Here is a 20,944-nt window from a genome sequence, read left to right as displayed (position 1 = left end):
AGTTTCGTGGGTGCTATGGAAACCTGAGCGGGCACCGAACACTGGACGGGCGCCTGCTGCGTAATCAATTCTTGCCGGATGTGCCCGCGGCGGCGTCTTCGGGCTCGGCGCCCGGGCTGTGCGGCACATAGGCTGCGCCGTTCACCGTCAGCCCGTTGTCCGACAGCCGCGCAGCCGCCGCCGGGCCCAGGCCCTTGACGCGCGCAATCAGGTCTGGCCAGTCCTGGAACCGCCGCTGGGCGCGCTCGGCAAGAATGCGCGCGGACAGGGCCGGGCCTATGCCCTTGATGCCGTCCAGATCGGCTTCGCGTGCCTGGTTCACGTCGGTGGCGGCCAGGGCAAGGCCGGCGTGCAGCAGCGTGGCAAGGCAGGTGGCGCGCCACAGGAAAGCTGGGCCCAGGTAGCGCATGGCTGATCCTTGCTTACAACTCTTCCACGCGGCGCGCGGGGTAGCTGTCCCAGCTCTGGCAGCCGGGGCATTGCCAGAAATGCTGGCGCGCCTCGAAGCCGCAGGCCGCGCAGCGGTAGCGTGTGAGTGGCTTGGCGGCCTGCTCCAGCGCACGCTGGATCTGCGGGTGGAACTGCTCGTGGCCCAGGGTTTCGCCGGCCAGCCATTTGGTGGCGGCCACCAGGGAGGGCTCCTTTTCCAGGTGGCGCACATACCATGCGCGCCCCGCCTCGGCAGATCCGCCGGTGGCGCTCTCCAGCGCCACCACGGCGTCGAGCAGGTCCAGCGACGGCATGTCCTGGTAGTGCTGGCGCAACAGGGCGCTGGCCTGCTGCGTGCGTCCGGTGGCAAGCGCCGTTTCCACCAGCAGGGGCGCGGCCAGCGCCAGGGCCGCGGGCGTGGTGCCGGCCAGGGCCTGCAGCGTGGCCAGGGCGGCATCGGCCTGGCCCATGCGCTGCTGCAGGCGTGCCAGTTCGATACGCGCGCGTGGAGCCTGCGGCGCGGTGGCCACGGCCTGCTCCAGCCGTGCCTGGGCCGCCGGCAGTTCACCACGGGCCGCCAGCGTCAGCGCCTGCTCGCACAGGTAATGCGCCTGGCGCGTGCTGAAGTCGCCTTGGCTGGCGGCTTGCATGCGCCGGGCGATGTCGGACGCCAGGGCCCAGTCGCGCGAGCGTTCGTAGATCGCCAGCAGGGCCATGCGGGCCTGGGCCTCGAAGGGCGTGCCCTCCAGGCGGCGCAGGGCGTCCTCGGCGCGGTCGAGCAGGCCGGCCTTGAGGAAATCCAGCGCCAGCGCGTGCTGCGCGCGTTCACGGTCGGCGCGGCTGAGGTCTCCGCGCGAGAGCAGGTGCTCATGCACGCGCACGGCGCGGTTGTATTCGCCGCGGCGGCGAAACAGGTTGCCCAGGGCAAAGTGCAGCTCCGTGGTGTCGGGGTCGTTCTGCACGGCCTCGATGAAGGCGTCGATGGCCTGGTCCTGCTGCTCGTTGAGCAGGTAGTTCAACCCCTTGAAATAGGCCTTGGGCGCGCGCCGGTTTTCCTCGCGCAGCTGGCGCAGGTCCAGGCGCGAGGCCAGCCAGCCCAGGCCAAAGGCCAGCGGCAGGCCAAGCAGAAGCCAGGTGAAATCAAATTCCATCGATGGGCAGATGTGGGGGGACGGGCTCGGCCGCAGCGGGCGCAGCAGCGGCAGGAGTGCCAGGTTGCGGCGCTGTGGCCTGGGCCTGGCGTGCGGCGCTGCGGTGACGCCACCAGCGCGGCACCATGCCCAGCACGCCAACCACCACGCCCAGCGCGAAGGCCGACAGCACGATCAGCACGGCCGGCGCCGTCCACTGGGTGCCGAAGAAGAAGTGCACCGTGGCGTCCTGCTGATTGTTCAGCGCAAAGGCAAACAGGGTGAAAAAAATGGCTGCCTTGAGCAGCCACAGGAGGTATTTCATGCATCTCCCCAGTGGTGGGCGAGATTCTACGGGCAGCACCATGGCATCGGAGCGGGCTGTCAAGTATCAAGCAAAAAAAATAGGTCTAACGCTTGCTGGATAAGCACAAGAAGCTACTATTTTTGAATATCTCCTCGCTCAGGATGCCTGGGACGGCTGATCCACGGCCTCGCGCAAGGCCTTGCCGGGCTTGAAGTGCGGCACGCGTTTTTCGGGAATATGCACGGCCTCACCGCTGCGCGGGTTGCGGCCCATGCGCGGGGGCCGACGGCTGACCGAGAAGCTGCCAAAGCCACGGATTTCGATGCGATGCCCGCGCACCAGGGCGTCGCCCACGGCGTCCAGAATGGTCTTCACGGCAAATTCGGCATCGCGCTGGGTTAGTTGACCAAAGCGTGCTGCCAGCTCTTCGACGAGATCGGATCGGGTCATGGTCGGGGCTCGATTTAAAAAAACAGCGGGCGCTCCAGGGCGCCCGCCATGTTAGCCGCCGATGCGAGCATCAGCGGCGCTCGTTGCACGGATTACTTGTCCGAGCTGTCCAGCTTGGCGCGCAGCAGGGCGCCCAGGCTGGTCGTGCCGGCGTTTTCCTTGGCCGACTGGGCCGACAGGTGGGCCATGGCGCCTTGCTCGTCGATCATGTCCTTTTGCTTGATCGACAGCTGGATGTTGCGCGTCTTGCGGTCCACGTTCACCACCACGGCCGTGACTTCGTCGCCTTCCTTGAGCACGTTGCGGGCATCTTCCACGCGGTCGCGGGAGATTTCCGAGGCGCGCAGGTAGCCCACGATGTCGTCGCCCAGGTCGATCTCGGCGCCACGGGCGTCCACGGTCTTGACCTTGCCGGTCACCGTCTGGCCCTTGTCGTTCACGGTCACGAAGGTGGTGAACGGGTCGCCGTCGAGCTGCTTGATGCCCAGCGAGATGCGCTCGCGGTCCACGTCCACGGCCAGCACGATGGCTTCGACTTCCTGGCCCTTCTTGTAGTTGCGCACGGCGGCTTCGCCGGTTTCGTTCCACGACAGGTCGGACAGGTGCACCAGGCCGTCGATGCCGGCCGCCAGGCCGACGAACACGCCGAAGTCGGTGATCGACTTGATCGGGCCCTTGACGCGGTCGCCGCGCTTGGTGTTCTGCGCGAATTCCTGCCAGGGGTTGGCGCGGCACTGCTTCATGCCCAGGCTGATGCGGCGCTTGTCCTCGTCGATCTCCAGCACCATGACTTCGACCTCGTCACCCAGCGACACCAGCTTGTTGGGGGCGATGTTCTTGTTCGTCCAGTCCATCTCGGAGACGTGCACCAGGCCCTCGATACCGGGTTCGAGTTCGACGAACGCACCGTAGTCGGCAATGTTCGTGACCTTGCCGAACAGGCGGGTGTTGGAGGGATAGCGGCGCGCCACGCCCATCCAGGGATCGTCGCCCATCTGCTTGAGGCCCAGGGAGACGCGGTTCTTCTCGGTGTCGAACTTGAGGATCTTGGCCGTGATTTCCTGGCCGGCTGTGACCACCTCGGAGGGGTGGCGCACGCGGCGCCAGGCCATGTCGGTGATGTGCAGCAGGCCGTCGATGCCGCCCAGGTCCACGAAGGCACCGTATTCGGTGATGTTCTTGACCACGCCGTTGACGATGGCGCCTTCGCGCAGCGTTTCCATCAGCTTGGCGCGCTCTTCGCCCATCGAGGCTTCGACCACGGCGCGGCGGCTCAGCACCACGTTGTTGCGCTTGCGGTCGAGCTTGATGACCTTGAATTCCAGGGTCTTGTTCTCGTAGGGGGTCAGGTCCTTGACGGGGCGCGTGTCGATCAGCGAGCCGGGCAGGAAGGCGCGGATGCCGTTGACCAGCACCGTCAGGCCGCCCTTGACCTTGCCGCTGGTGGTGCCGGTGACGAACTCGCCGGATTCCAGGGCCTTTTCCAGCGACAGCCAGGAGGCCAGGCGCTTGGCGGTGTCGCGCGACAGGATGGTGTCGCCGTAGCCGTTTTCGATGGAGCCGATGGCCACCGACACGAAGTCGCCGACCTGGACTTCGATCTCGCCCTGGTCGTTCTTGAATTCGTCGATCGGCACATAGGCTTCGGACTTCAGGCCGGCGTTCACGACGACGAAGTTGTGCTCCACGCGCACGACTTCGGCGGTGATGACCTCGCCGGGACGCATTTCGGTGCGTTGCAGCGATTCTTCAAACAGGGCGGCAAAAGATTCAGACATGTGTTTCCTTGCCCGCAAACAGGTTTCCGGCAGCACTATTGCCACCGTTTCTAAGACTGCCTGCGGAGGGGGGTGCGGTTTGAAACCGCGGTCAAGTTGCAAAAAACCGCAAGGCCGATGCGCTGTTGGTGCGCGGCGGGAGCCTTGCGGGACCAAAAAAGCCGCCTCTTCAGCCGAAGGGGCGGCGGGCCTGCCACCAGTCAAGCACCTGCGCCGCGGCTTGCGTTGCCGTGAGCGCCGAGCTGTCCAGGAGCAGGGCATCTTGTGCCGGCGTCAAGGGGGCGACGGCGCGGGACTGATCCCGTGCGTCGCGCGCCTCAAGGTCTGCGCGAAGGTCGAGGATATTAGCGGAAATTCCCTTGGAAATCAATTGCTTGTAGCGCCGCTCGGCGCGGCACTCGGCGCTGGCCGTGAGGAACACCTTGAGCGGCGCGCCGGGAAAGATCACCGTGCCCATGTCGCGCCCGTCGGCCACCAGGCCCGGCAGGCGGCGAAAACCGTGCTGCAGCGCGATCAGGGCCGCGCGCACGGCCGGCAGGGCGGAGACGCGCGAGGCCTTCATGCCGGCCTCTTCGGTGCGGATGGCGTCGCTCACGTCGTCCTGGCCCAGCCAGATGCGGCCACCTTCAAAACGCACGGGCAGCTCGCGGGCCAGCTCGGCAATGCGTGTCTCCTCGGCCGTCTCGATGGCGATGCCGGCGCGCGTGGCCGCCAGCGCCGTGGCGCGGTAGAGCGCACCCGAGTCCAGGAAGTGATAGCCCAGCCGCTCGGCCACGCTTGCTGCCACCGTGCCCTTGCCCGAGGCCGTGGGGCCGTCGATGCAGATCACCGGGATGCTGGCCGTTTCGGCCCGGGCGACCTGGAACAGCGCCTCGAAGTAGTCGGGGAAGGTCTTGGCCACGCATTTCGGGTCTTCGATGCGCACCGGCAGGCCGGCCGGGTTGAAGGCCGCGAGCGAGAAGCACATGGCCACGCGGTGGTCGTCGTAGGTGTGGATGCTGGCGGGCCGCCAGTCGGCCGCGCGCGCGGGCGGCGTGACGCGCAGGTAGTCGGCGCCTTCTTCCACGCTGGCGCCGAGCTTGCGCAGCTCGATGGCCATGGCGGCCAGGCGGTCGGTTTCCTTGACGCGCCAGCTGGCGATATTGCGCAGGGTCGTTGTGCCCTGGGCATAGAGCGCCATCAGGCCAAGAGCCATGGCCGCGTCCGGAATATGGTTGCAGTCCAGGTCGATGGCCTGGAGCGGCCAGGCGCCGCGCTCGATCTGCAGCCAGTTGGGGCCGCCTTCGACCCGCGCGCCCATGGCGCGGGCGGCCTCCACGAAGCGGATGTCGCCCTGGATGGAGTCCAGCCCCACGCCCAGGATCTTGATGCCTTTTTGGCCTTCAGTGCTTGCAGCAATTGCGCCAAGCGCTATGAAGTAGCTAGCGGAGGAGGCATCCGCCTCGACATGGATGCTGCCCGGCGACTGGTAGCGGCTGCCGGCCGGGATGGTGAAGCGCTGCCAGTTGTCGTGGCGCACGGCGATGCCGAAGCGTGCCAGCAGCTCCAGCGTGATATGGATGTAGGGCCTGGAGATCAGCTCGCCCACGACCTCGATCACCACGTCCTGCTGGGCGACCAGCGGCAGCGCCATCAAGAGCGCGGTCAGGAACTGGCTGGAGACATCGCCGCGTACGCGGATCGGATCCTGCAGCCGCAGCGCCGGCAGGCCGGCGGCATGCTGGATGGACAGCGGCGGGTAGCCCTCATTGCCCAAGTAGTCGATGCGGCAGCCGAGCTGGCGCAGCGCATCCACCAGGTCACCGATGGGGCGCTCGTGCATGCGCGGCACGCCGGACAGCTCGTATTCGCCACCCAGCAGCGCCAGCGCCGCCGTCAGCGGGCGCATGGCCGTGCCCGCGTTGCCCATGAACAGCTTGGTGGGCGAGCGCGGTGTCGCTCCACCCAGGCCCGTGATGTGCACCAGGCCGCCGCCGCGCTCATCGACCGTGCAGCCGAGCTGGCGCAGCGCATCCAGCATCACGCGCGTGTCGTCCGAGGCCAGCAGGTCGTGCACCGCTGTCGTCCCCTGGCTCAGGGCGGCCAGCAGCAGCACGCGGTTGGAAATGCTCTTGGAGCCGGGCAGCTGCACGCTGCCGCCGGCGCTGGCGAGGGCCGGCAGGTCGAGAAATTCGGTAGAAAACATCAGTCGTCCTTGTGGCCGCGCTGGGCGCCCATGCGCCAGTGGGCGCGGGTGTGGCTGGCCAGGGTGATCAGGTCTTCCAGGGGCTGGTCGCTGCTCGCAAGCACGGCGTCCTCCAGGCCTTGCAGCGCCTGCTTGAACAGCTGGGACTGGGCCAGCACCTCGTCGCGGTTGGCGCGCAGGATGTCGCGCCACATCTTCGGGTCGCTGGCGGCGATGCGCGTGAAGTCGCGAAAGCCCGGGCCGGCCAGGGCCAGCAGTTCGTTGGCCTGGGGCTGGGCGATGATGCTCGAGAGCATGGCGAACGCCAGCATGTGGGGCAGGTGGCTCACGGCGGCAAACGCCGCGTCGTGTGATTCGGGCGACATGCTGCTCACCCGCGCGCCGAGCCTGGTCCACAGTTCCTCGGCGCGGCGCAGCTGGGCCGTGAGCGTGCGCTCGGTGGGCGTGAGGATGACCTTGCGGCCGTGGTACAGCTCGGCCTCGGCATGCTCCACGCCGGAGACCTCGCGGCCCGTGATCGGGTGCGCGGGCACGAAGGAGCCGAACTGATCGCGCAGCGCGTTGCGCGCCGCCTGCACCACGTCGGCCTTGGTGGAGCCCACGTCCATCACCAGCACCTGCGGCGTGATCAGGTGCTTGATGGCCTTGAGCGTGGCTTCGGTGGCCGCCACGGGCACGGCCAGCAGCACGATGTCGGAGCCGGCGGCGGCCAGCAGGGCCGAGGAGGCCTCCACGTCGATCACGCCGAGCTGGCGCGCGCGTTCGGTGGTGGAGGGCGACTTGCTGTAGCCCACCACGCGCTGCACCAGTCCCGCCTTCTTCATGGCCAGCGCGAACGAGCCGCCCATGAGTCCGCAGCCTATCAGGCCGAGTTGCTCAAACATCGCCATTCCTCATGCAGAGACCGGATAGGTGCCCAATAGCTTGTAGAAGGCGCACAGCTGCTGCAGCTCGGCCAGCGCGGCGGCCACGTTGTCCTGGGCGGGGTGGCCTTCGATGTCGATGTAGAAGTAATACTCCCACTGGCCGGTGCGTGCGGGGCGCGACTCGAAGCGCGTCATGGAGACCCCGTGTTTCTTCAGCGGCACCAGCAGGTCATGCACCGCGCCCGGGCGGTTGGGCACGGAGATGATCAGGCTGGTGCAGTCCTTGCCCGACGGCGCGGGCGTGGCCAGCGTGTGCGGCAGGCAGATGATGGCAAAGCGCGTGCGGTTGTAGGCCTCGTCCTGGATGGCGTGCGCCACCACATGCAGGCCGTATTGCTGGGCCGCGCGCTCGCTGGCAATACCGGCCCATTTCGGATTCGTGGCGGCCAGGCGTGCGCCCTCGGCGTTGCTCGACACCGGGCGGCGCTCGGCGTGCGGCAGATGCTTGGACAGCCAGGCCTGGCATTGCGCCAGCGCCTGCGGGTGGGCCAGCACGGCCTCGATGTCCTCGGCGTGGCCCACCTGGCGCAACAGGTTGTGGCGTACCAGCAGGCTGACCTCGCCCACCACATGGCAGGGCGTGTGCAGGAACATGTCCAGCGAGCGCGTGACCACGCCCTCGTTGGAGTTCTCCACGCCCACCACGCCGTACTGGGCGCTGCCCGCGGCCGTGGCGTGGAACACCTCGTCGAAGTTGGCGCAGTACATCAGGTCGGCCGCGCCGCCGAAGTATTCGATGGCCGCCTGCTCGCAGAACGTGCCCTCGGGGCCCAGTACGGCGACGCGCTGGGGCGATTCCAGCGCCAGGCAGGCCGACATGATCTCGCGCCAGATGGCCGCCACATGCGCGCCCTTGAGCGGGCCGGGGTTGGCCTTCTGGATCTTCTCGATCACCTGGGCCACGCGGTCCGGGCGGAAGAAGGGCGTGCCTTCGCGCTTTTTCAGCTCGCCCACCTGCTCGGCCACGCGGGCGCGCTGGTTGACGAGCTCAAGCAGTTGGTGGTCCAGCGAGTCGATCTGCACGCGCAGATCGGCCAGCGCGGGGCTGGCCTGTGGGGTGGTGCTCATTGGTTTGTCTGCCATGGTTTTGATAGCTGCCGACGCATGTATTTCTTGGTGTTGACTATGAAAAAAATCGGAACGCCTTGAATGACAAGCGCTGGCAGCTCATTTTTTATGAGTGGATTCAGGCCGCACTGCGTTCGAAGTCGCGCATGTAGTCCACCAGCGCCTGCACCCCTGCCATGGGCATGGCGTTGTAGATGCTGGCGCGCATGCCGCCCACGGACTTGTGGCCCTTGAGCTGCAGCAGGCCGCGCTCCTTGGCGCCGGCCAGGAAGGCGTTGTTGCGGCTTTCGTCGCTCAGGAAGAACGGGATGTTCATGCGCGAGCGGCAGTTGGCCGCCACCTTGTTCACGTAGAAGGGCGAGGCGTCGATGAAGTCGTACAGCAGCTGCGCCTTGGCGATGTTGCGCAGTTCCATGGCGGCCACGCCGGTCAGCTCACCCTCGCGCTGGCGTTTGAGCCATTGGAAGGTCAGGCCCGCCATGTAGATGCCCCAGGTGGGAGGCGTGTTGTACATGGACTGGTTCTCGGCCACGATCTTGTAATCGAAGGCGCTGGGGCAGGCGGGCAGGGCGTGGCCCAGCAGATCCTCGCGCACGATGACTATGGTCAACCCCGCCGGGCCGATGTTCTTCTGCGCGCCGCCGAAGGCCAGTCCCACGCCGCTCCAGTCGAACGGGCGCGAGGCCACGTGGGAGGAAAAGTCCACCACCAGGGGCGCATCGCTGCCCAGGGCCTTCAGGTCGGGCAGCTCGTGGAATTCGATGCCGTGGATGGTTTCGTTGCTGCAGATATGCACGTAGCTCGCGCCGCGGGAGAGCTGCCACGAGGCGGGGGCGGGCAGGGTGGTGAAGCCATCGCCCTCGTTGGAGGCAGCCGTGCGCACCTCGGCAGCGTACTTTTGCGCCTCCTTGCGCGACTTCTGGCTCCAGCTGCCGGTGACGACAAAGTCCACCGCGGCGGCGCGCGAGAGGTTCAGCGGCACGATGGCGTTCTCGGCAATGCCGCCGCCCTGCATGAACAGGATCTTGTATTCGGGCGGCACGGCCAGCAGCTCGCGCAGGTCGGCTTCGGCCTGCTCGTAGATGGCGATGAATTCCTTGCCGCGGTGGCTCATCTCCATCACGCCCATGCCGCTGCCGTGCCAGTCGAGCATCTCGCTGGCTGCCTGCTGCAGCACCTCTTCGGGAATGGCGGCCGGGCCGGCCGAGAAGTTGTAGGGACGATTCATGGTTTTGGGTCAAATATGACTAAAGCGCTTGTGTGACAAGCGCTGGTAGCTATTGTTTTTAAGTTGGCATCAAGCATCTGCCGCAGGTGCTGCGTCTGCGCCATCCGTCTCTGCGGGATTGGCATCGTTCTCCACGATGCGCTGCAGGCCGCCGAGCTTGGCGCCTTCGTCCAGGGCGATCAGCGTCACGCCCTGGGTGGCGCGGCCGAGTTCGCGGATCTCTGAAACACGCGTGCGCACCAGCACCCCGGTGTCGGTGATCAGCATGATCTCGTCGTCGGTGTGCACCAGCGTGGCGGCGACGACGCGGCCGTTGCGCTCGCTTTGCTGGATGGCGATCATGCCCTTGGTGCCGCGGCCGTGGCGCGTGTACTCGGCGATGGGGGTGCGCTTGCCGTAGCCGTTCTCGGTGGCCGTGAGCACGCTTTGCTGCTCGTCCTCGGCGACCAGCATGGCGATCACGCTCTGGCCGTCTTCAAGCTGCATGCCCTTGACGCCGCGGGCATTGCGACCCATGGGGCGCACGTCGTTCTCGTCGAAGCGCACGGCCTTGCCGCCGTCGGAAAACAGCATCACGTCGTGCTGGCCGTCGGTCAGCGCCGCGCCGATGAGGAAGTCGCCCTCGTCCAGGCCCACGGCGATGATGCCGGCCTTGCGCGGGTTGGAGAATTCGTCGAGCGCCGTCTTCTTCACCGTGCCCATGCTGGTCGCCATGAAGACATAGCGGTCTTCGGGGAAGCTGCGCATGTCGCCCGTGAGCGGCAGCACCACGTTGATCTTCTCGCCGTCCTGCAGCGGGAACATGTTCACGATGGGCCGCCCGCGCGAGCCGCGCGAGCCGGCCGGCACCTCCCAGACCTTGAGCCAGTACAGGCGGCCACGGTTGGAAAAGCACAGGATGTAGTCGTGCGTGTTGGCGATGAAGAGCTGGTCGATCCAGTCGTCTTCCTTGGTCGCCGTGGCCTGCTTGCCGCGCCCACCGCGCTTCTGGGCACGGTATTCGGATAGTGGCTGGCTCTTGATGTAGCCGGTATGCGAGAGCGTCACCACCATGTCGGTGGGCGTGATCAGATCCTCGGTGGACAGGTCCTGCGCGCTGTGCTCGATGGTGGAGCGGCGCGCACCGAGCTTGGATTGGCCGAATTCCTGGCGCAGGGCGGAGAGCTCTTCGCCGATGATGGTCGAGACGCGCGCGGGCTTGGACAGGATGTCCAGCAGGTCCTCGATGACCGACATGACGTCCTTGTACTCGGCCACGATCTTGTCCTGCTCCAGGCCGGTGAGGCGCTGCAGGCGCATCTGCAGAATCTCTTGGGCCTGGGTGTCCGACAGGCGGTACAGGCCGCCTTCCTGCATGCCGAACTCGCGCTCCAGCCCTTCGGGGCGGTAGTCGTCGGCGCTCACCACGCCACCGTCCTCGCGCGTGCGCGTCAGCATCTCGCGCACCAGTGCGCTGTCCCAACTGCGGCTCATCAGCTCGGCCTTGGCCACCGGCGGCGTGGGCGCGTTGCGGATGATGCGGATGAACTCGTCGATGTTCGCCAGCGCCACGGCCAGGCCTTCGAGCACATGGCCGCGCTCGCGCGCCTTGCGCAGCTCGAACACCGTGCGCCGCGTCACCACCTCGCGCCGGTGCTGCAGGAAGACCCCGATCAGATCCTTCAGGTTGCACAGCTTGGGCTGGCCGTCGATCAGCGCCACCATGTTCATGCCGAAGGTGTCCTGCAGCTGCGTCTGCTTGTACAGGTTGTTGAGCACGACCTCGGGCACTTCGCCGCGCTTCAATTCGATCACCAGGCGCATGCCGGATTTGTCCGACTCGTCCTGGATGTGGCTGATGCCCTCGATCTTCTTCTCGTTGACCAATTCGGCCATGCGCTCCTGCAGCGTCTTCTTGTTGACCTGGTAGGGCAGCTCGTCGACGATGATGGCCTGGCGCTGGCCCCGGTCAATGTCCTCGAAATGCACCTTGGCGCGCATTACAACGCGGCCCCGGCCGGTCCGGTAGCCGTCCTTCACGCCCTGGATGCCATAGATGATTCCGGCCGTGGGAAAGTCGGGCGCCGGGATGATTTCCATCAGCTCGTCGATGCTCGCCTCGGGGTGACGCAGCAGGTGCAGGCAGGCGTCCACCACCTCATTCAAGTTATGCGGCGGAATGTTGGTCGCCATGCCCACGGCAATGCCCGCGCTGCCGTTGACCAGCAGGTTGGGCAGACGGCTGGGCAGTACCAGCGGTTCTTTCTCGCTGCCGTCGTAGTTGGGGCCGAAGTCCACCGTCTCCTTGTCGATGTCGGCCAGCATCTCGTGGGCGATCTTCGACAGGCGGATTTCGGTGTAACGCATGGCGGCGGCATTGTCGCCATCGACCGAGCCGAAATTGCCCTGGCCGTCGACCAGCATGTGGCGCAGCGAAAAATCCTGCGCCATGCGCACGATGGTGTCGTACACCGCGCTGTCGCCATGCGGGTGGTACTTACCAATCACGTCGCCGACGATACGCGCCGACTTTTTGTACGGCCGGTTCCAATCGTTGTTGAGCTCGTGCATCGCGAAGAGCACGCGCCGATGCACGGGTTTGAGACCATCTCGGGCGTCGGGGAGGGCGCGGCCCACGATCACGCTCATGGCGTAATCGAGGTAGCTGCGACGCATCTCCTCTTCGAGGCTGATGGGCAGGGTTTCTTTGGCAAACTGGGTCATGGAAGACGGTGCTGGCGACAGGGCGAAAGGGTCATTCTAGGCGCAAGCGCCTGTAGCAACTGCGCAACATATAGCACCGAATGCGCGTTCGTCTTACGTTGCACGGCAATTGTTGAAGCGTTTTCGCCAATCACGTATGGCACAATCATTTCAACGTTTTTGGTGGTGGTCACTGATAACGTCCCCGATTCGCAGCACGGCTGCGGTTTATTCCCCAAGAGGAGAACCATGAAAAAACTGAACAAAGTGGCTATGTTGTTGGCCTCCGCCGTGCTTGCAACCTCGGCTATTGCTCAAGTCAAGGCCGCTGATGGCGGCAAGACGGTTGACAACTGGCAAAACGGCAGCGGTGAGTTGGTCTGGAAAAATGGCACGAATGAACTGTGCTGGCGCGATGCCAACTGGACGCCCGCCACTGCCGTCGAAGGCTGCGACGGCGCCCTTGTGAAGGCTGCCCCCGCCCCCGCAGCAGCTCCGGCTCCTGCCCCCGCTCCTGCACCGGCTGCGGCAGCTCCTGCCGCTCCCAAGCCCGCCCCCGCTGCTGCCAGCAAGGTCACTTACGCTGCTGACGCTTTCTTCGACTTCGACAAGTCTGTCTTGAAGCCCGAAGGCAAGGCCAAGCTGGATGACCTGGTGTCCAAGGTCAAGGGTATCAACCTGGAAGTGATCATTGCCGTGGGTCATACCGACTCCATCGGCACTGACGCCTATAACCAGAAGCTGTCGGTGCGCCGTGCCGAAGCAGTGAAGGCCTATCTGGTGTCCAAGGGCATCGAGAAAAACCGCGTGTACACCGAAGGCAAGGGCGAGAAGCAGCCCGTGGCCGACAACAAGACCAAGGAAGGCCGCGCCAAGAACCGCCGCGTCGAGATCGAAGTCGTTGGCACCCGCGCCAACTGATCATTCCATCGGTCAGAAAAAGCCCCGGCGACGGGGCTTTTTTTATGGCCGGGACCACTCCAATGGGAGAATGAGCGCATGACAGAGTCTGTAAATGCTGATCCGGCTGAGTTGGCCAAATTCTCAGAACTGGCGCATCGCTGGTGGGATCCCGACAGTGAGTTCCGCCCCTTGCATCAGATCAACCCGCTGCGACTGGACTGGATCAACCAACTGTCGCCACTCGCTGGTCAGTGTGTTCTCGATGTAGGCTGTGGTGGCGGCATTCTTTCGGACTCCATGGCCCGCAAAGGTGCCGCTGTGACGGGGATTGATCTAGCGTCCAAGGCTTTACGTGTTGCACGCCTGCATGCCCTGGAAGCGCAGACACCGAACATTCAGTACCGCGAGATCAGCGTTGAAGCTCTGGCTCAGGAGGCTCCCGCGTCATTTGATACGGTGACTTGCATGGAGATGCTGGAGCATGTGCCTGATCCTCAGTCCGTGGTGACTGCCTGTGCCCGTCTTGTCAAGCCTGACGGATGGGTGTTCTTTTCCACCATCAACCGCAACCCCAAGGCCTTTACCTTGGCCATCGTCGGGGCCGAATACCTGCTCAAAATGCTACCCCGTGGCACACATGAATATGCCAAGTTCATTCGACCCAGTGAACTCGCCGCAGCCTGCCGCAATGCCGGTCTGGACGTCCTGCAAATGCGCGGCATGCAATACAACCCTTTGACTAGCCGCTATTGGCTCAGTGGCGATACCAGTGTGAACTACCTGTTCGCTACCCGTCGCCCGGCTGTATGCCCATGAGCCTGTTTGCCAACGTGCGTGCGGTTCTGTTCGACCTCGACGGAACCCTGATTGACAGTGCGCCTGACCTCGGGGCTGCCGCTGACAGGTTGCGCACAGATCGCGGCCTCGAATCACTGCCCCTGCGCGCCTATCGTCCAATGGCTGGGGCGGGGGCCCGCGGCATGCTGTCAGTGGCTTTTGGCATCACCCCCGAGCACCCGGACTTTCCACATCTGAGGGAGGAGTTTTTTGCCAACTATGAACGCTGCATTCATGAGCGTACGGATGTGTTTGCGGGTGTGCCGGAATTGGTCGCAACGCTGATGCAGCATTCGCTTCAATGGGGCGTGGTGACCAACAAGATATCCCGCTTCACTTTGCTCATTGCGCAGCGCGTCGCATTGTTTGGTGGTGCAGGTGTCATAGTCAGTGGGGATAGCACTCCCTACTCGAAGCCCCACCCCGCGCCGCTGCTGGCGGCGGCTGAGCGACTGGGGGTAGAGCCTCGGGAATGCATTTACGTGGGTGATGATGAGCGCGACATACAGGCGGGTCGCGCCGCAGGCATGGGAACGATTGCTGCCATGTATGGCTACTTGGGTACCGGAGGGCATCCGGCAGGCTGGGGGGCCGATGCAATGATTTATTCTCCCCTCGAGCTCTTGAAATTTATGGAGTCGGATTAAAATAGTGTTTGAGGGGCTGTCCTGGTTTCGACGTGGGTTCGGAGTCGGCGCGGTGCATGTCGAGCTTGAGTGGTGCTCGTAAATCTGCATTCAAAAAACTAACTGCAAACGACGAACGTTTCGCACTCGCCGCTTAATCCGGTGAGCCTTGCAACAGCACGCTGATGGGCTGGGCAAGGGGGTCGCAAGGCCTCCCGGCTGCAAGGGAATTCACATCAGCTGGCTTGGTGTCGGGTACCTTGGCACTAGGCGAGAAACAAGGGTACTGGCTTGGAATAAAGCGTGCGGCTGCGCGTTCTTCCGGGTGAGATCCAAAACAGACCGCTAAACATGTAGATCTGTCCGATGAAGGCTTGCGGACGCGGGTTCAATTCCCGCCAGCTCCACCATATACAAGGGCTCGGATAGTCTCCGGGCCCTTTTTCTTGCCTGAAATCCCCGCGCCACGCGGGGTTCCGGCTGTCATTGCTGCGGGCGGCCACCTGCCGAAACGCCCGAAATCGGCCACTTTCTCCACCAGAGTCGTCTCTATTCTCCGTTTGGCCTGCGGGTAGGCGCAGATGGAGGTTTATAAAAATCAACAACTTACGCGCGCCGGTTCGCTGTCAACCAAGGCCACTGGTCAGACATCGAACGCCACCAGAGCATCGTCAGCGGTTGCTTGACCGTATCGCAAACGAGATACATAATTGTGGAAACGGAGAATCTGACCATGGCCCATTCCACGATGCTTCACGTCCGAGTGGACGACGAAATCAAGACGCAAGCCAGCGAGGCGCTCGCAGCCATGGGGCTGTCGGTGTCCGACGCTGTTCGCATCCTGCTCAAGCGCGTGGTCAATGACCAAGCGTTCCCGCTGGAGTTGAAGGTGCCCAACGCCCAGACCCGTGCTGCGATGGAAGAAGCCCGCGCCATGGCCAAGGCGCGCACCACCCGTTTTGACTCTGCCGACGCCCTGATCGATGACCTCGAAAAAGCCCGCCAGCAGTAAGCGGGCAGCGCCGCCCAGGGCGTGCGACTACACCAAGACTTTCCTCAAAGACTGGGAACGCCTCTCGCGCTCAGGCCGATACGACCTGAAGCGCCTGAAGGAGGCGATGCTACTGCTCATTGGCAACGATGCGCCGCTGGGCCCGGAATGGCTGGACCACCCGCTCAAGGGCGATTGGGCCGATCACCGCGAATGTCACATCGGCGGCGACTTCCTGCTCATTTACCGTCTGGATGCCAACGATATCATCTTTGTGCGGGCTGGCACGCACGCTGAATTATTCGAGGAGTGATCCGTGGCGATTGAATCACTGCCCGCTTTCACCAAGCCAGCCCGCCAGCGCTGGGAGTCGATCCCCGCCGACATCCGCCAGCGCCTGTTGTCCAACGTCTGGTGCGGCCAGTGTCGTCACGAAACGACCATCACCAACTTCACCGGCACCATCAAGGGCGGCGACTTGCTGCTGGTGGGCAAGTGCGCCGAATGCCATGGTGATGTAGCACGGGTCATCGAGGGCTCGTAAGCCGATCAGGCATCAAACCCCGCTACCACCTCCCGTTGCCCCACCCAGTCGGTCGGCAGCGGATTCCGCTGGAACCACAGCAAACACATACATTTGGGCTGCTGGCCAGCTAAGATGCTCTGGATGATGGCAGGCTCCAGCAGGGTCAGGCGCAGCAGCTCGTTGACCGTCGAGTGGTAGCAGGCCTTCGCGCTGGGCGGTCTCACTGCCACTGCCGACCACCCCATCGTCGAGCAACTGCTGCCAATAGAAGAAGGCCCGCGTCAGCGCCACCAGCAAGGGCTGGTCGATCTGGCTGGCGACCTTGCCCTGCGACTTGACCGCCCCATCCCGCCACGCTGATCCGCAGCACCCAGCATTGCACCGAGATCGGCCACACGCGTCGGTGGCGTTGGACGAAGGCGTACTTCACCGCTGCGCTTTCGCGAGGTACGCCGTCGTTTTTTCCAGGATGTCACGCTCCATCTTCACGCGCGCCAGTTCCGCACGCAGCCGGCTGATCTCCATCTGCTCGGCACTCACAGCCTTGCTGTCAGCACCACTGAGCTTGCCTTCGCGCCGCGCCTTGACCCAGTTGAACAGCGTTTGCTCGACCATGCCCAATGTGCGCGCCGCCGCGATGCTCTGGCCACCAGCGACCAGCCGCACCGCCTCCTGCTTGAATTCGAGCGTGTAGCGCGCTCTCGTCGTCTTCATCATTTACGTCTTCCTTGCTTGTATTGAAACACTCAGCAAGGGATACGTTTTTCGAGGGCAAGGTCATAATCCCCATTTATCGCGTCTCTCACTCTTTCTTTATCTCACTCCCGTTCGCCATGCCGCGCTCACCGTACCTTCACGCCTTGCCTCTGAGCCGCCGCCTGGCGCTGGCTTGGTTGCTGCTGGCGCTGGTGCTCGGGCCTACGCTGGGCCGCATGCACCAGGTGCTGCATCTGCCCGGCGGCGCGGCACTCCAGGTGCATGCGCATGGGGCGGAGCGGCAGGCGCTCGACGTGCTGCATGCCCTGTTTGCCGGCCATGGCAATGCAGACTGCCAGGTGCTGGACCAGCAGACGCTGGTGGGCGCGGCGCTCGGCCAAGCACCGGCGCTGCTGCAGGCACAGCCGCAGTTGCCGCCCGCTGGCACACCCGTGCCCGCACCTGGCACGGGCGGCGCGGCGCCGTTTCACGCACGCGCCCCGCCACTGGGCGCCTGAGCCTTGCTGCCGGCAGGGTGCCGGGGCACCAGCCCTCATCCCAGCCTTTCCCCAGAGGGGGGAAGGCGTCTGGGAGGGCTTGTCAATAAATACTATTTTGATAGCTACTAACGCTTTCTTCATAAGCGTTATATGCACTTTTCATTGAAATTTCAGTGCGGCCACGCGCGGCCCGTGCTTGCGCGCCTGCCGCCTTTTTGAACGAACTTATCCATGTATTCCTTTCCATCCTCTTTCCGTGCACCGGGCGTGCGCCATCCGCTGGCCTGGGCCGCACTGCTGTGCCTGGCCGGCGTCGCACCCGCTTGGGCGCAGGCCGAGTCCAGCCTGCCCGAGGTCACCGTGTCCTCCAGCGGCCTGCAACTGGGTGCGTCCGAGATGACCCAGCCCGTCTCTGTGCTGGAGGGCGACGAACTGGTGCACCGGCGCGGGGCCACGCTGGGCGAGACCCTGGAGGGCGAGCCCGGCATCACCGGCAGCCACTTCGGCGCGGGCGCCAGCCGCCCCGTGATCCGCGGCATGGACGGCGCGCGCGTGCGCGTGCTGTCCGACGGCTCGCAGCTGCAGGACGCCTCCACCGTCAGCCCGGACCACGCCGTGGTCTCCGAGCCGCTGCTGGCCACGCAGGTCGAGGTGCTGCGCGGCCCGTCGGCCCTGGTCTACGGTGCGGGCGCCGTCGGCGGCGTGATCAATGTGCTGGACGGCAAGGTGCCCACAGCCATCCCGGACAAGGGCTACGAGGGCAGCGCCGAGCTGCGCGCCGGCAGCGCCGCGCGCGAGAAGGCCGGTGCCGTGGCACTGACCGGCGGCGCCGGTAATGTGGCTGTGCACGTGGAGGCCGCGGGGCGCGACGCGGGCGACTACCGCGTGGGCAGCGGCTGGGCCGGCGGCAGCCGCGTGCCCGGCAGCTTCAACCGCACCGACACGGGCAGCGTGGGCCTGTCGTGGGTGGGCAGCCGCGGCTACCTGGGCATGGCACTCACGCGTCAGAACGCCAAGTACGGCCTGCCGGGCCACAACCACGGCTTCGAGGATTGCCACACCCATGGCGACCACCTGCACTGCGGCAGCCACGACGGCCACGACCACGACGACGACCATGACCACAACCACGACCATGGCGACGTGCCGGTGGTGGACCTGCGCAGCGAGCGTATGGACCTGCGCGGCGAGCTGCGCGACCCGTTTGCCGGCTTCACCGCGCTGCGCCTGCGAGGCGGCGTGACGGACTACCGGCACGACGAGGTGGAGGACGGCGTCATCGCCACCACCTTCAGGAACAAGGCGCACGACCTGCGCGTGGAGCTGCAGCACGCGCCCGTTGCGGGCCTGCGCGGCATGTTCGGCGTGCAGACCGCGCAGCGCAGGTTCAGCGCCGTGGGCGAGGAGGCCTATGTGCAGCCCACGCGCACGCGCCAGTGGGGCGTCTTCGCGCTGGAGGAATACCGCATCGGCGACTGGCACGGTGACTGGAGGATTGAGGCCGCGCTGCGCCACGACCGGCAGACGGCCGAGCTGGAGGACGGCACGGACCGGCGTAGCCACAACGGCACCTCGGCGTCGTTGGGTGCCGTCTGGCGCTTCGCGCCCGGCTACGCGGCGGGCGCCAGCCTCACGCGCGCCAGCCGCGCGCCCACGGCCGAGGAGCTGTACGCGCGCGGCCTGCACATGGCCACCTCCACCTACGAGCGCGGCGATGCCGGCCTGCGCGCGGAGGCCTCGCGCAACATCGACCTGAGCCTGCGCAAGACCAGCGGCGACACCACCTTCGACGTGAGCGTGTTCCGCAACCGCATCCACCACTACATCTACGGCCGCACGCTCGACGAGCACGACGGCCTGCAGCTGCTGCAGTACGCCCAGGCGGACGCCACCTTTACCGGCATCGAAGGCCGCGTGCGCCAGCGCCTCACGCCCCGCCTGGGCGTGACGCTGTTCGGCGACAGCGTGCGCGCGCGCCTAGACGGCGGCGGCCTGCTGCCGCGCATCGCGCCCATGCGGGCCGGCCTGCGCCTGGACGCCAACTGGCAGTCCTGGGAAGGTCAGGTGGAATGGGTGCAGGTGGCGCGCCAGAACCGCGTGGCGCAGTTCGAGAGCCCCACCCGCGGCTACGGCATGCTGCACCTGGGCCTGGCCTACAACGGCCTGACCCGCGGCGGCATGCCCTGGCAGCTGTACCTGAAGGCGCGCAACCTGACCAACCGCCTGGCCTATGCCCACACCTCGTTCATCAAGGACGCGGCGCCGCTGGCCGGGCGCAACTTCACGCTCGGCATGCGCGTGTCGTTCTGATTCCACTTCCAAACCATCCGTGTCGTTGTTGCTTCGCCTTGCCGTGCTATAGCACTGTCTGCGGCTTCGCGCCTAGACACGAATGATTTGGAAACGGAATGACACGGCGGGAGAGTATCAGCGGCGATACTCACCGCCAGCATGCACCACCGCCCGATCCCCGCAGACCCCATGGCCGCCAGCCGCAGTAGCGCATGGCAGGTGTTTGTCATCTTCCTGCGCCTGGGCCTGACTTCGTTTGGCGGGCCCGTGGCGCACCTGGGCTTTTTCCGCCAGGAGTTTGTCGCGCGCCGCCGCTGGCTTGACGAGCATGCCTATGCCGACCTGGTGGCGCTGTGCCAGTTCTTGCCCGGCCCGGCCAGCAGTCAGGTGGGCATGGCGCTGGGCCTGCGCCAGGCCGGCATGCCGGGCGCGCTGGCGGCCTGGCTGGGCTTCACGTTGCCATCGGCCCTGGCCATGGCGCTGCTGGGCCTGGGCCTGGTGGCGGGCCAGGCTCTGGTGCCCGCGGGCGTGCTCGGCGGGCTGAAGATCGCGGCCGTGGCCGTGGTGGCCCAGGCGGTGTGGGGCATGGCGCGCAGCCTGTGCCGGGGATGGGAGCGGCTGCTGCTGATGGCCTTGGCCTGTGCCCTGGTGCTGCTGTGGCCGGGCGTGGCGGGGCAGGTTGGCGCCATGCTGCTGGCCGCCCTGGCCGGGCTGGCCCTGTGGGGGCGGGGCGGCGGCGTGCCGCTGGCGCCTGTGCACGATAGGCCCACGGGCATGCGGGCGCGCACGGGTGCGCTCTTGCTGGCGGTGTTTGCAGCGCTGCTGGTGCTGCTGCCGCTGGCCGCGCGCACCTGGCCGCAGCCCTGGCTGGTGCTGACCGATGCGTTCTACCGCGCCGGCGCCCTGGTGTTTGGCGGCGGCCATGTGGTGCTGCCGCTGCTGCAGGCCGAGCTGGTGGCGCCCGGCTGGGTGGCGGCGGACGATTTCCTGGCTGGCTACGGTCTGGCGCAGGCGGTGCCGGGCCCGCTCTTTACCTTCGCGTCCTTCCTGGGCGCGGCGGCGCGCCACGGCGCGGGCGGCTGGCTGGGGGCCGTGGTGTGCCTGCTGGCCATCTTCCTGCCGGCTTTTTTGCTGGTGGTGGGTGCCCTGCCGTTCTGGGAGCGCCTGCGCCACGACGCCCGCGCCCGCGCGGCGCTGTCGGGCGTGAATGCGGCCGTGGTCGGCTTGCTGCTGGCCGCGCTCTACCACCCGGTTTGGACCAGCACCATCCACGCCCCGGCAGACCTCGCGCTGGCGCTGGCGGCCCTGGCGGCGCTGCAGTGGGCGCGCCTGCCGCCCTGGCTGGTGGTGCCGCTGTGCGGGCTGGCGGGGCTGTGGCTGTAGCCGGCGT

Annotated in this window: 19 protein-coding genes, 1 other RNA gene and 1 pseudogene; 10 read left to right on the top strand and 11 right to left on the bottom strand. The window is 65.9% G+C overall.

All coding sequences use genetic code 11. From position 1 onward, the window contains the following. Positions 1-64: 64 nt before the first annotated feature. From P7644_RS12130 to gyrA, 10 genes are all read right to left on the bottom strand, one after another. Entirely contained in the window at positions 65-409 is a 345-nt protein-coding gene (locus P7644_RS12130; RefSeq protein WP_404299452.1) for a ComEA family DNA-binding protein, read from the bottom strand. 13 nt (positions 410-422) lie between these two features. Beyond that, positions 423-1,580, bottom strand: a complete 1,158-nt coding sequence (gene lapB / locus P7644_RS12125) for a lipopolysaccharide assembly protein LapB (RefSeq protein ID WP_404299451.1) — start codon at positions 1,578-1,580, stop codon at positions 423-425. Next, positions 1,570-1,884 carry a lipopolysaccharide assembly LapA domain-containing protein gene (locus P7644_RS12120; protein WP_404299449.1) on the bottom strand — a complete coding sequence of 105 codons (315 nt, stop codon included), beginning with the start codon at positions 1,882-1,884 and terminating at the stop codon, positions 1,570-1,572. The genes lapB and P7644_RS12120 overlap by 11 nt, the downstream gene beginning before the upstream one ends. Positions 1,885-2,022: 138 nt before the next feature. Continuing rightward, a complete protein-coding gene (locus P7644_RS12115; protein WP_404299447.1) occupies positions 2,023-2,316 on the bottom strand; it encodes an integration host factor subunit beta in 294 nt (97 codons plus the stop codon). 92 nt (positions 2,317-2,408) lie between these two features. Further along, the gene (gene rpsA, locus P7644_RS12110; protein WP_404299445.1) at positions 2,409-4,094 is read right to left on the bottom strand and encodes a 30S ribosomal protein S1; all 1,686 of its coding nucleotides are present in this window, start codon (positions 4,092-4,094) and stop codon (positions 2,409-2,411) included. Positions 4,095-4,263: 169 nt separating this feature from the next. Continuing rightward, positions 4,264-6,279: a bifunctional 3-phosphoshikimate 1-carboxyvinyltransferase/cytidylate kinase gene (locus tag P7644_RS12105; RefSeq protein WP_404299443.1), complete on the bottom strand. Its 2,016-nt coding sequence runs from the start codon at positions 6,277-6,279 to the stop codon at positions 4,264-4,266. After that, complete coding sequence (locus tag P7644_RS12100) at positions 6,279-7,163, bottom strand: prephenate dehydrogenase (RefSeq protein ID WP_404299442.1); 885 nt, start codon at positions 7,161-7,163, stop codon at positions 6,279-6,281. The genes P7644_RS12105 and P7644_RS12100 overlap by 1 nt, the downstream gene beginning before the upstream one ends. Positions 7,164-7,172: 9 nt before the next feature. Then, positions 7,173-8,273, bottom strand: a complete 1,101-nt coding sequence (pheA, locus tag P7644_RS12095) for a prephenate dehydratase (RefSeq protein WP_404299440.1) — start codon at positions 8,271-8,273, stop codon at positions 7,173-7,175. A gap of 118 nt (positions 8,274-8,391) precedes the next feature. After that, positions 8,392-9,501 carry a 3-phosphoserine/phosphohydroxythreonine transaminase gene (gene serC, locus P7644_RS12090; protein ID WP_404299438.1) on the bottom strand — a complete coding sequence of 370 codons (1,110 nt, stop codon included), beginning with the start codon at positions 9,499-9,501 and terminating at the stop codon, positions 8,392-8,394. 69 nt (positions 9,502-9,570) lie between these two features. Continuing rightward, positions 9,571-12,204, bottom strand: a complete 2,634-nt coding sequence (gyrA, locus tag P7644_RS12085) for a DNA gyrase subunit A (RefSeq protein ID WP_404299436.1) — start codon at positions 12,202-12,204, stop codon at positions 9,571-9,573. Positions 12,205-12,432: 228 nt separating this feature from the next. Between gyrA and ompA the strand changes: the two genes are divergently transcribed. The 7 genes from ompA to P7644_RS12050 all read left to right on the top strand — a co-directional run bounded on the left by ompA (position 12,433) and on the right by P7644_RS12050 (position 16,084). Next, positions 12,433-13,104 (top strand): outer membrane protein OmpA, encoded by a 672-nt coding sequence (gene ompA, locus P7644_RS12080; protein ID WP_404303190.1) that lies wholly within the window; start codon positions 12,433-12,435, stop codon positions 13,102-13,104. 78 nt (positions 13,105-13,182) lie between these two features. Then, entirely contained in the window at positions 13,183-13,902 is a 720-nt protein-coding gene (ubiG, locus tag P7644_RS12075; protein WP_404299435.1) for a bifunctional 2-polyprenyl-6-hydroxyphenol methylase/3-demethylubiquinol 3-O-methyltransferase UbiG, read from the top strand. Continuing rightward, positions 13,899-14,570: an HAD family hydrolase gene (locus P7644_RS12070; RefSeq protein WP_404299433.1), complete on the top strand. Its 672-nt coding sequence runs from the start codon at positions 13,899-13,901 to the stop codon at positions 14,568-14,570. Before ubiG ends, P7644_RS12070 begins: the two co-directional genes overlap by 4 nt. Before the next feature lie 12 nt (positions 14,571-14,582). Next, positions 14,583-14,959: a transfer-messenger RNA gene (ssrA, locus tag P7644_RS12065) on the top strand. Between the two features lie 323 nt (positions 14,960-15,282). Then, a complete protein-coding gene (locus tag P7644_RS12060; protein WP_114483913.1) occupies positions 15,283-15,561 on the top strand; it encodes a type II toxin-antitoxin system RelB/DinJ family antitoxin in 279 nt (92 codons plus the stop codon). Beyond that, positions 15,533-15,853 carry a type II toxin-antitoxin system YafQ family toxin gene (locus tag P7644_RS12055; protein WP_404299431.1) on the top strand — a complete coding sequence of 107 codons (321 nt, stop codon included), beginning with the start codon at positions 15,533-15,535 and terminating at the stop codon, positions 15,851-15,853. Before P7644_RS12060 ends, P7644_RS12055 begins: the two co-directional genes overlap by 29 nt. Positions 15,854-15,856: 3 nt before the next feature. Next, complete coding sequence (locus P7644_RS12050; protein WP_404299429.1) at positions 15,857-16,084, top strand: hypothetical protein; 228 nt, start codon at positions 15,857-15,859, stop codon at positions 16,082-16,084. A gap of 325 nt (positions 16,085-16,409) precedes the next feature. Here P7644_RS12050 and P7644_RS12045 read toward each other — a convergent pair. Further along, a pseudogene (locus P7644_RS12045) lies at positions 16,410-16,783 on the bottom strand (transposase); the annotation flags it as partial. A gap of 143 nt (positions 16,784-16,926) precedes the next feature. Here P7644_RS12045 and P7644_RS12040 point away from each other — a divergent pair. The 3 genes from P7644_RS12040 (at position 16,927) to chrA (ending at position 20,937) form a co-directional block, all read left to right on the top strand. Further along, positions 16,927-17,280, top strand: a complete 354-nt coding sequence (locus P7644_RS12040; RefSeq protein WP_404299427.1) for a hypothetical protein — start codon at positions 16,927-16,929, stop codon at positions 17,278-17,280. Between the two features lie 213 nt (positions 17,281-17,493). After that, positions 17,494-19,572: a TonB-dependent receptor domain-containing protein gene (locus P7644_RS12035; protein WP_404299425.1), complete on the top strand. Its 2,079-nt coding sequence runs from the start codon at positions 17,494-17,496 to the stop codon at positions 19,570-19,572. 141 nt (positions 19,573-19,713) lie between these two features. After that, the gene (chrA, locus tag P7644_RS12030) at positions 19,714-20,937 is read left to right on the top strand and encodes a chromate efflux transporter (RefSeq protein ID WP_404299423.1); all 1,224 of its coding nucleotides are present in this window, start codon (positions 19,714-19,716) and stop codon (positions 20,935-20,937) included. The last annotated feature ends 7 nt before the right edge of the window (positions 20,938-20,944 follow it).

It is taken from the genome of Alicycliphilus denitrificans (assembly GCF_044792555.1).
In the GTDB taxonomy this organism is placed as follows: domain Bacteria; phylum Pseudomonadota; class Gammaproteobacteria; order Burkholderiales; family Burkholderiaceae_C; genus Alicycliphilus; species Alicycliphilus denitrificans_A.
The sequence above is the reverse complement of the archived record's forward strand: the minus strand, read 5'-3'. Positions and strand labels throughout refer to the sequence as shown.

Bases quoted from the DNA above. Each gene is read 5' to 3' on its own strand.
- gyrA (WP_404299436.1), bottom strand. From the start codon at position 12,204: ATGACCCAGTTTGCCAAAGAAACCCTGCCCATCAGCCTCGAAGAGGAG.
- rpsA (WP_404299445.1), bottom strand. From the start codon at position 4,094: ATGTCTGAATCTTTTGCCGCCCTGTTTGAAGAATCGCTGCAACGCACC.
- P7644_RS12060 (WP_114483913.1), top strand. From the start codon at position 15,283: ATGGCCCATTCCACGATGCTTCACGTCCGAGTGGACGACGAAATCAAG.
- P7644_RS12130 (WP_404299452.1), bottom strand. From the start codon at position 409: ATGCGCTACCTGGGCCCAGCTTTCCTGTGGCGCGCCACCTGCCTTGCC.
- P7644_RS12035 (WP_404299425.1), top strand. From the start codon at position 17,494: ATGTATTCCTTTCCATCCTCTTTCCGTGCACCGGGCGTGCGCCATCCG.
- ubiG (WP_404299435.1), top strand. From the start codon at position 13,183: ATGACAGAGTCTGTAAATGCTGATCCGGCTGAGTTGGCCAAATTCTCA.
- P7644_RS12115 (WP_404299447.1), bottom strand. From the start codon at position 2,316: ATGACCCGATCCGATCTCGTCGAAGAGCTGGCAGCACGCTTTGGTCAA.
- P7644_RS12100 (WP_404299442.1), bottom strand. From the start codon at position 7,163: ATGTTTGAGCAACTCGGCCTGATAGGCTGCGGACTCATGGGCGGCTCG.
- P7644_RS12105 (WP_404299443.1), bottom strand. From the start codon at position 6,279: ATGTTTTCTACCGAATTTCTCGACCTGCCGGCCCTCGCCAGCGCCGGC.
- ompA (WP_404303190.1), top strand. From the start codon at position 12,433: ATGAAAAAACTGAACAAAGTGGCTATGTTGTTGGCCTCCGCCGTGCTT.
- P7644_RS12055 (WP_404299431.1), top strand. From the start codon at position 15,533: ATGACCTCGAAAAAGCCCGCCAGCAGTAAGCGGGCAGCGCCGCCCAGG.
- chrA (WP_404299423.1), top strand. From the start codon at position 19,714: ATGCACCACCGCCCGATCCCCGCAGACCCCATGGCCGCCAGCCGCAGT.
- P7644_RS12120 (WP_404299449.1), bottom strand. From the start codon at position 1,884: ATGAAATACCTCCTGTGGCTGCTCAAGGCAGCCATTTTTTTCACCCTG.
- lapB (WP_404299451.1), bottom strand. From the start codon at position 1,580: ATGGAATTTGATTTCACCTGGCTTCTGCTTGGCCTGCCGCTGGCCTTT.
- pheA (WP_404299440.1), bottom strand. From the start codon at position 8,273: ATGAGCACCACCCCACAGGCCAGCCCCGCGCTGGCCGATCTGCGCGTG.
- P7644_RS12070 (WP_404299433.1), top strand. From the start codon at position 13,899: ATGAGCCTGTTTGCCAACGTGCGTGCGGTTCTGTTCGACCTCGACGGA.
- serC (WP_404299438.1), bottom strand. From the start codon at position 9,501: ATGAATCGTCCCTACAACTTCTCGGCCGGCCCGGCCGCCATTCCCGAA.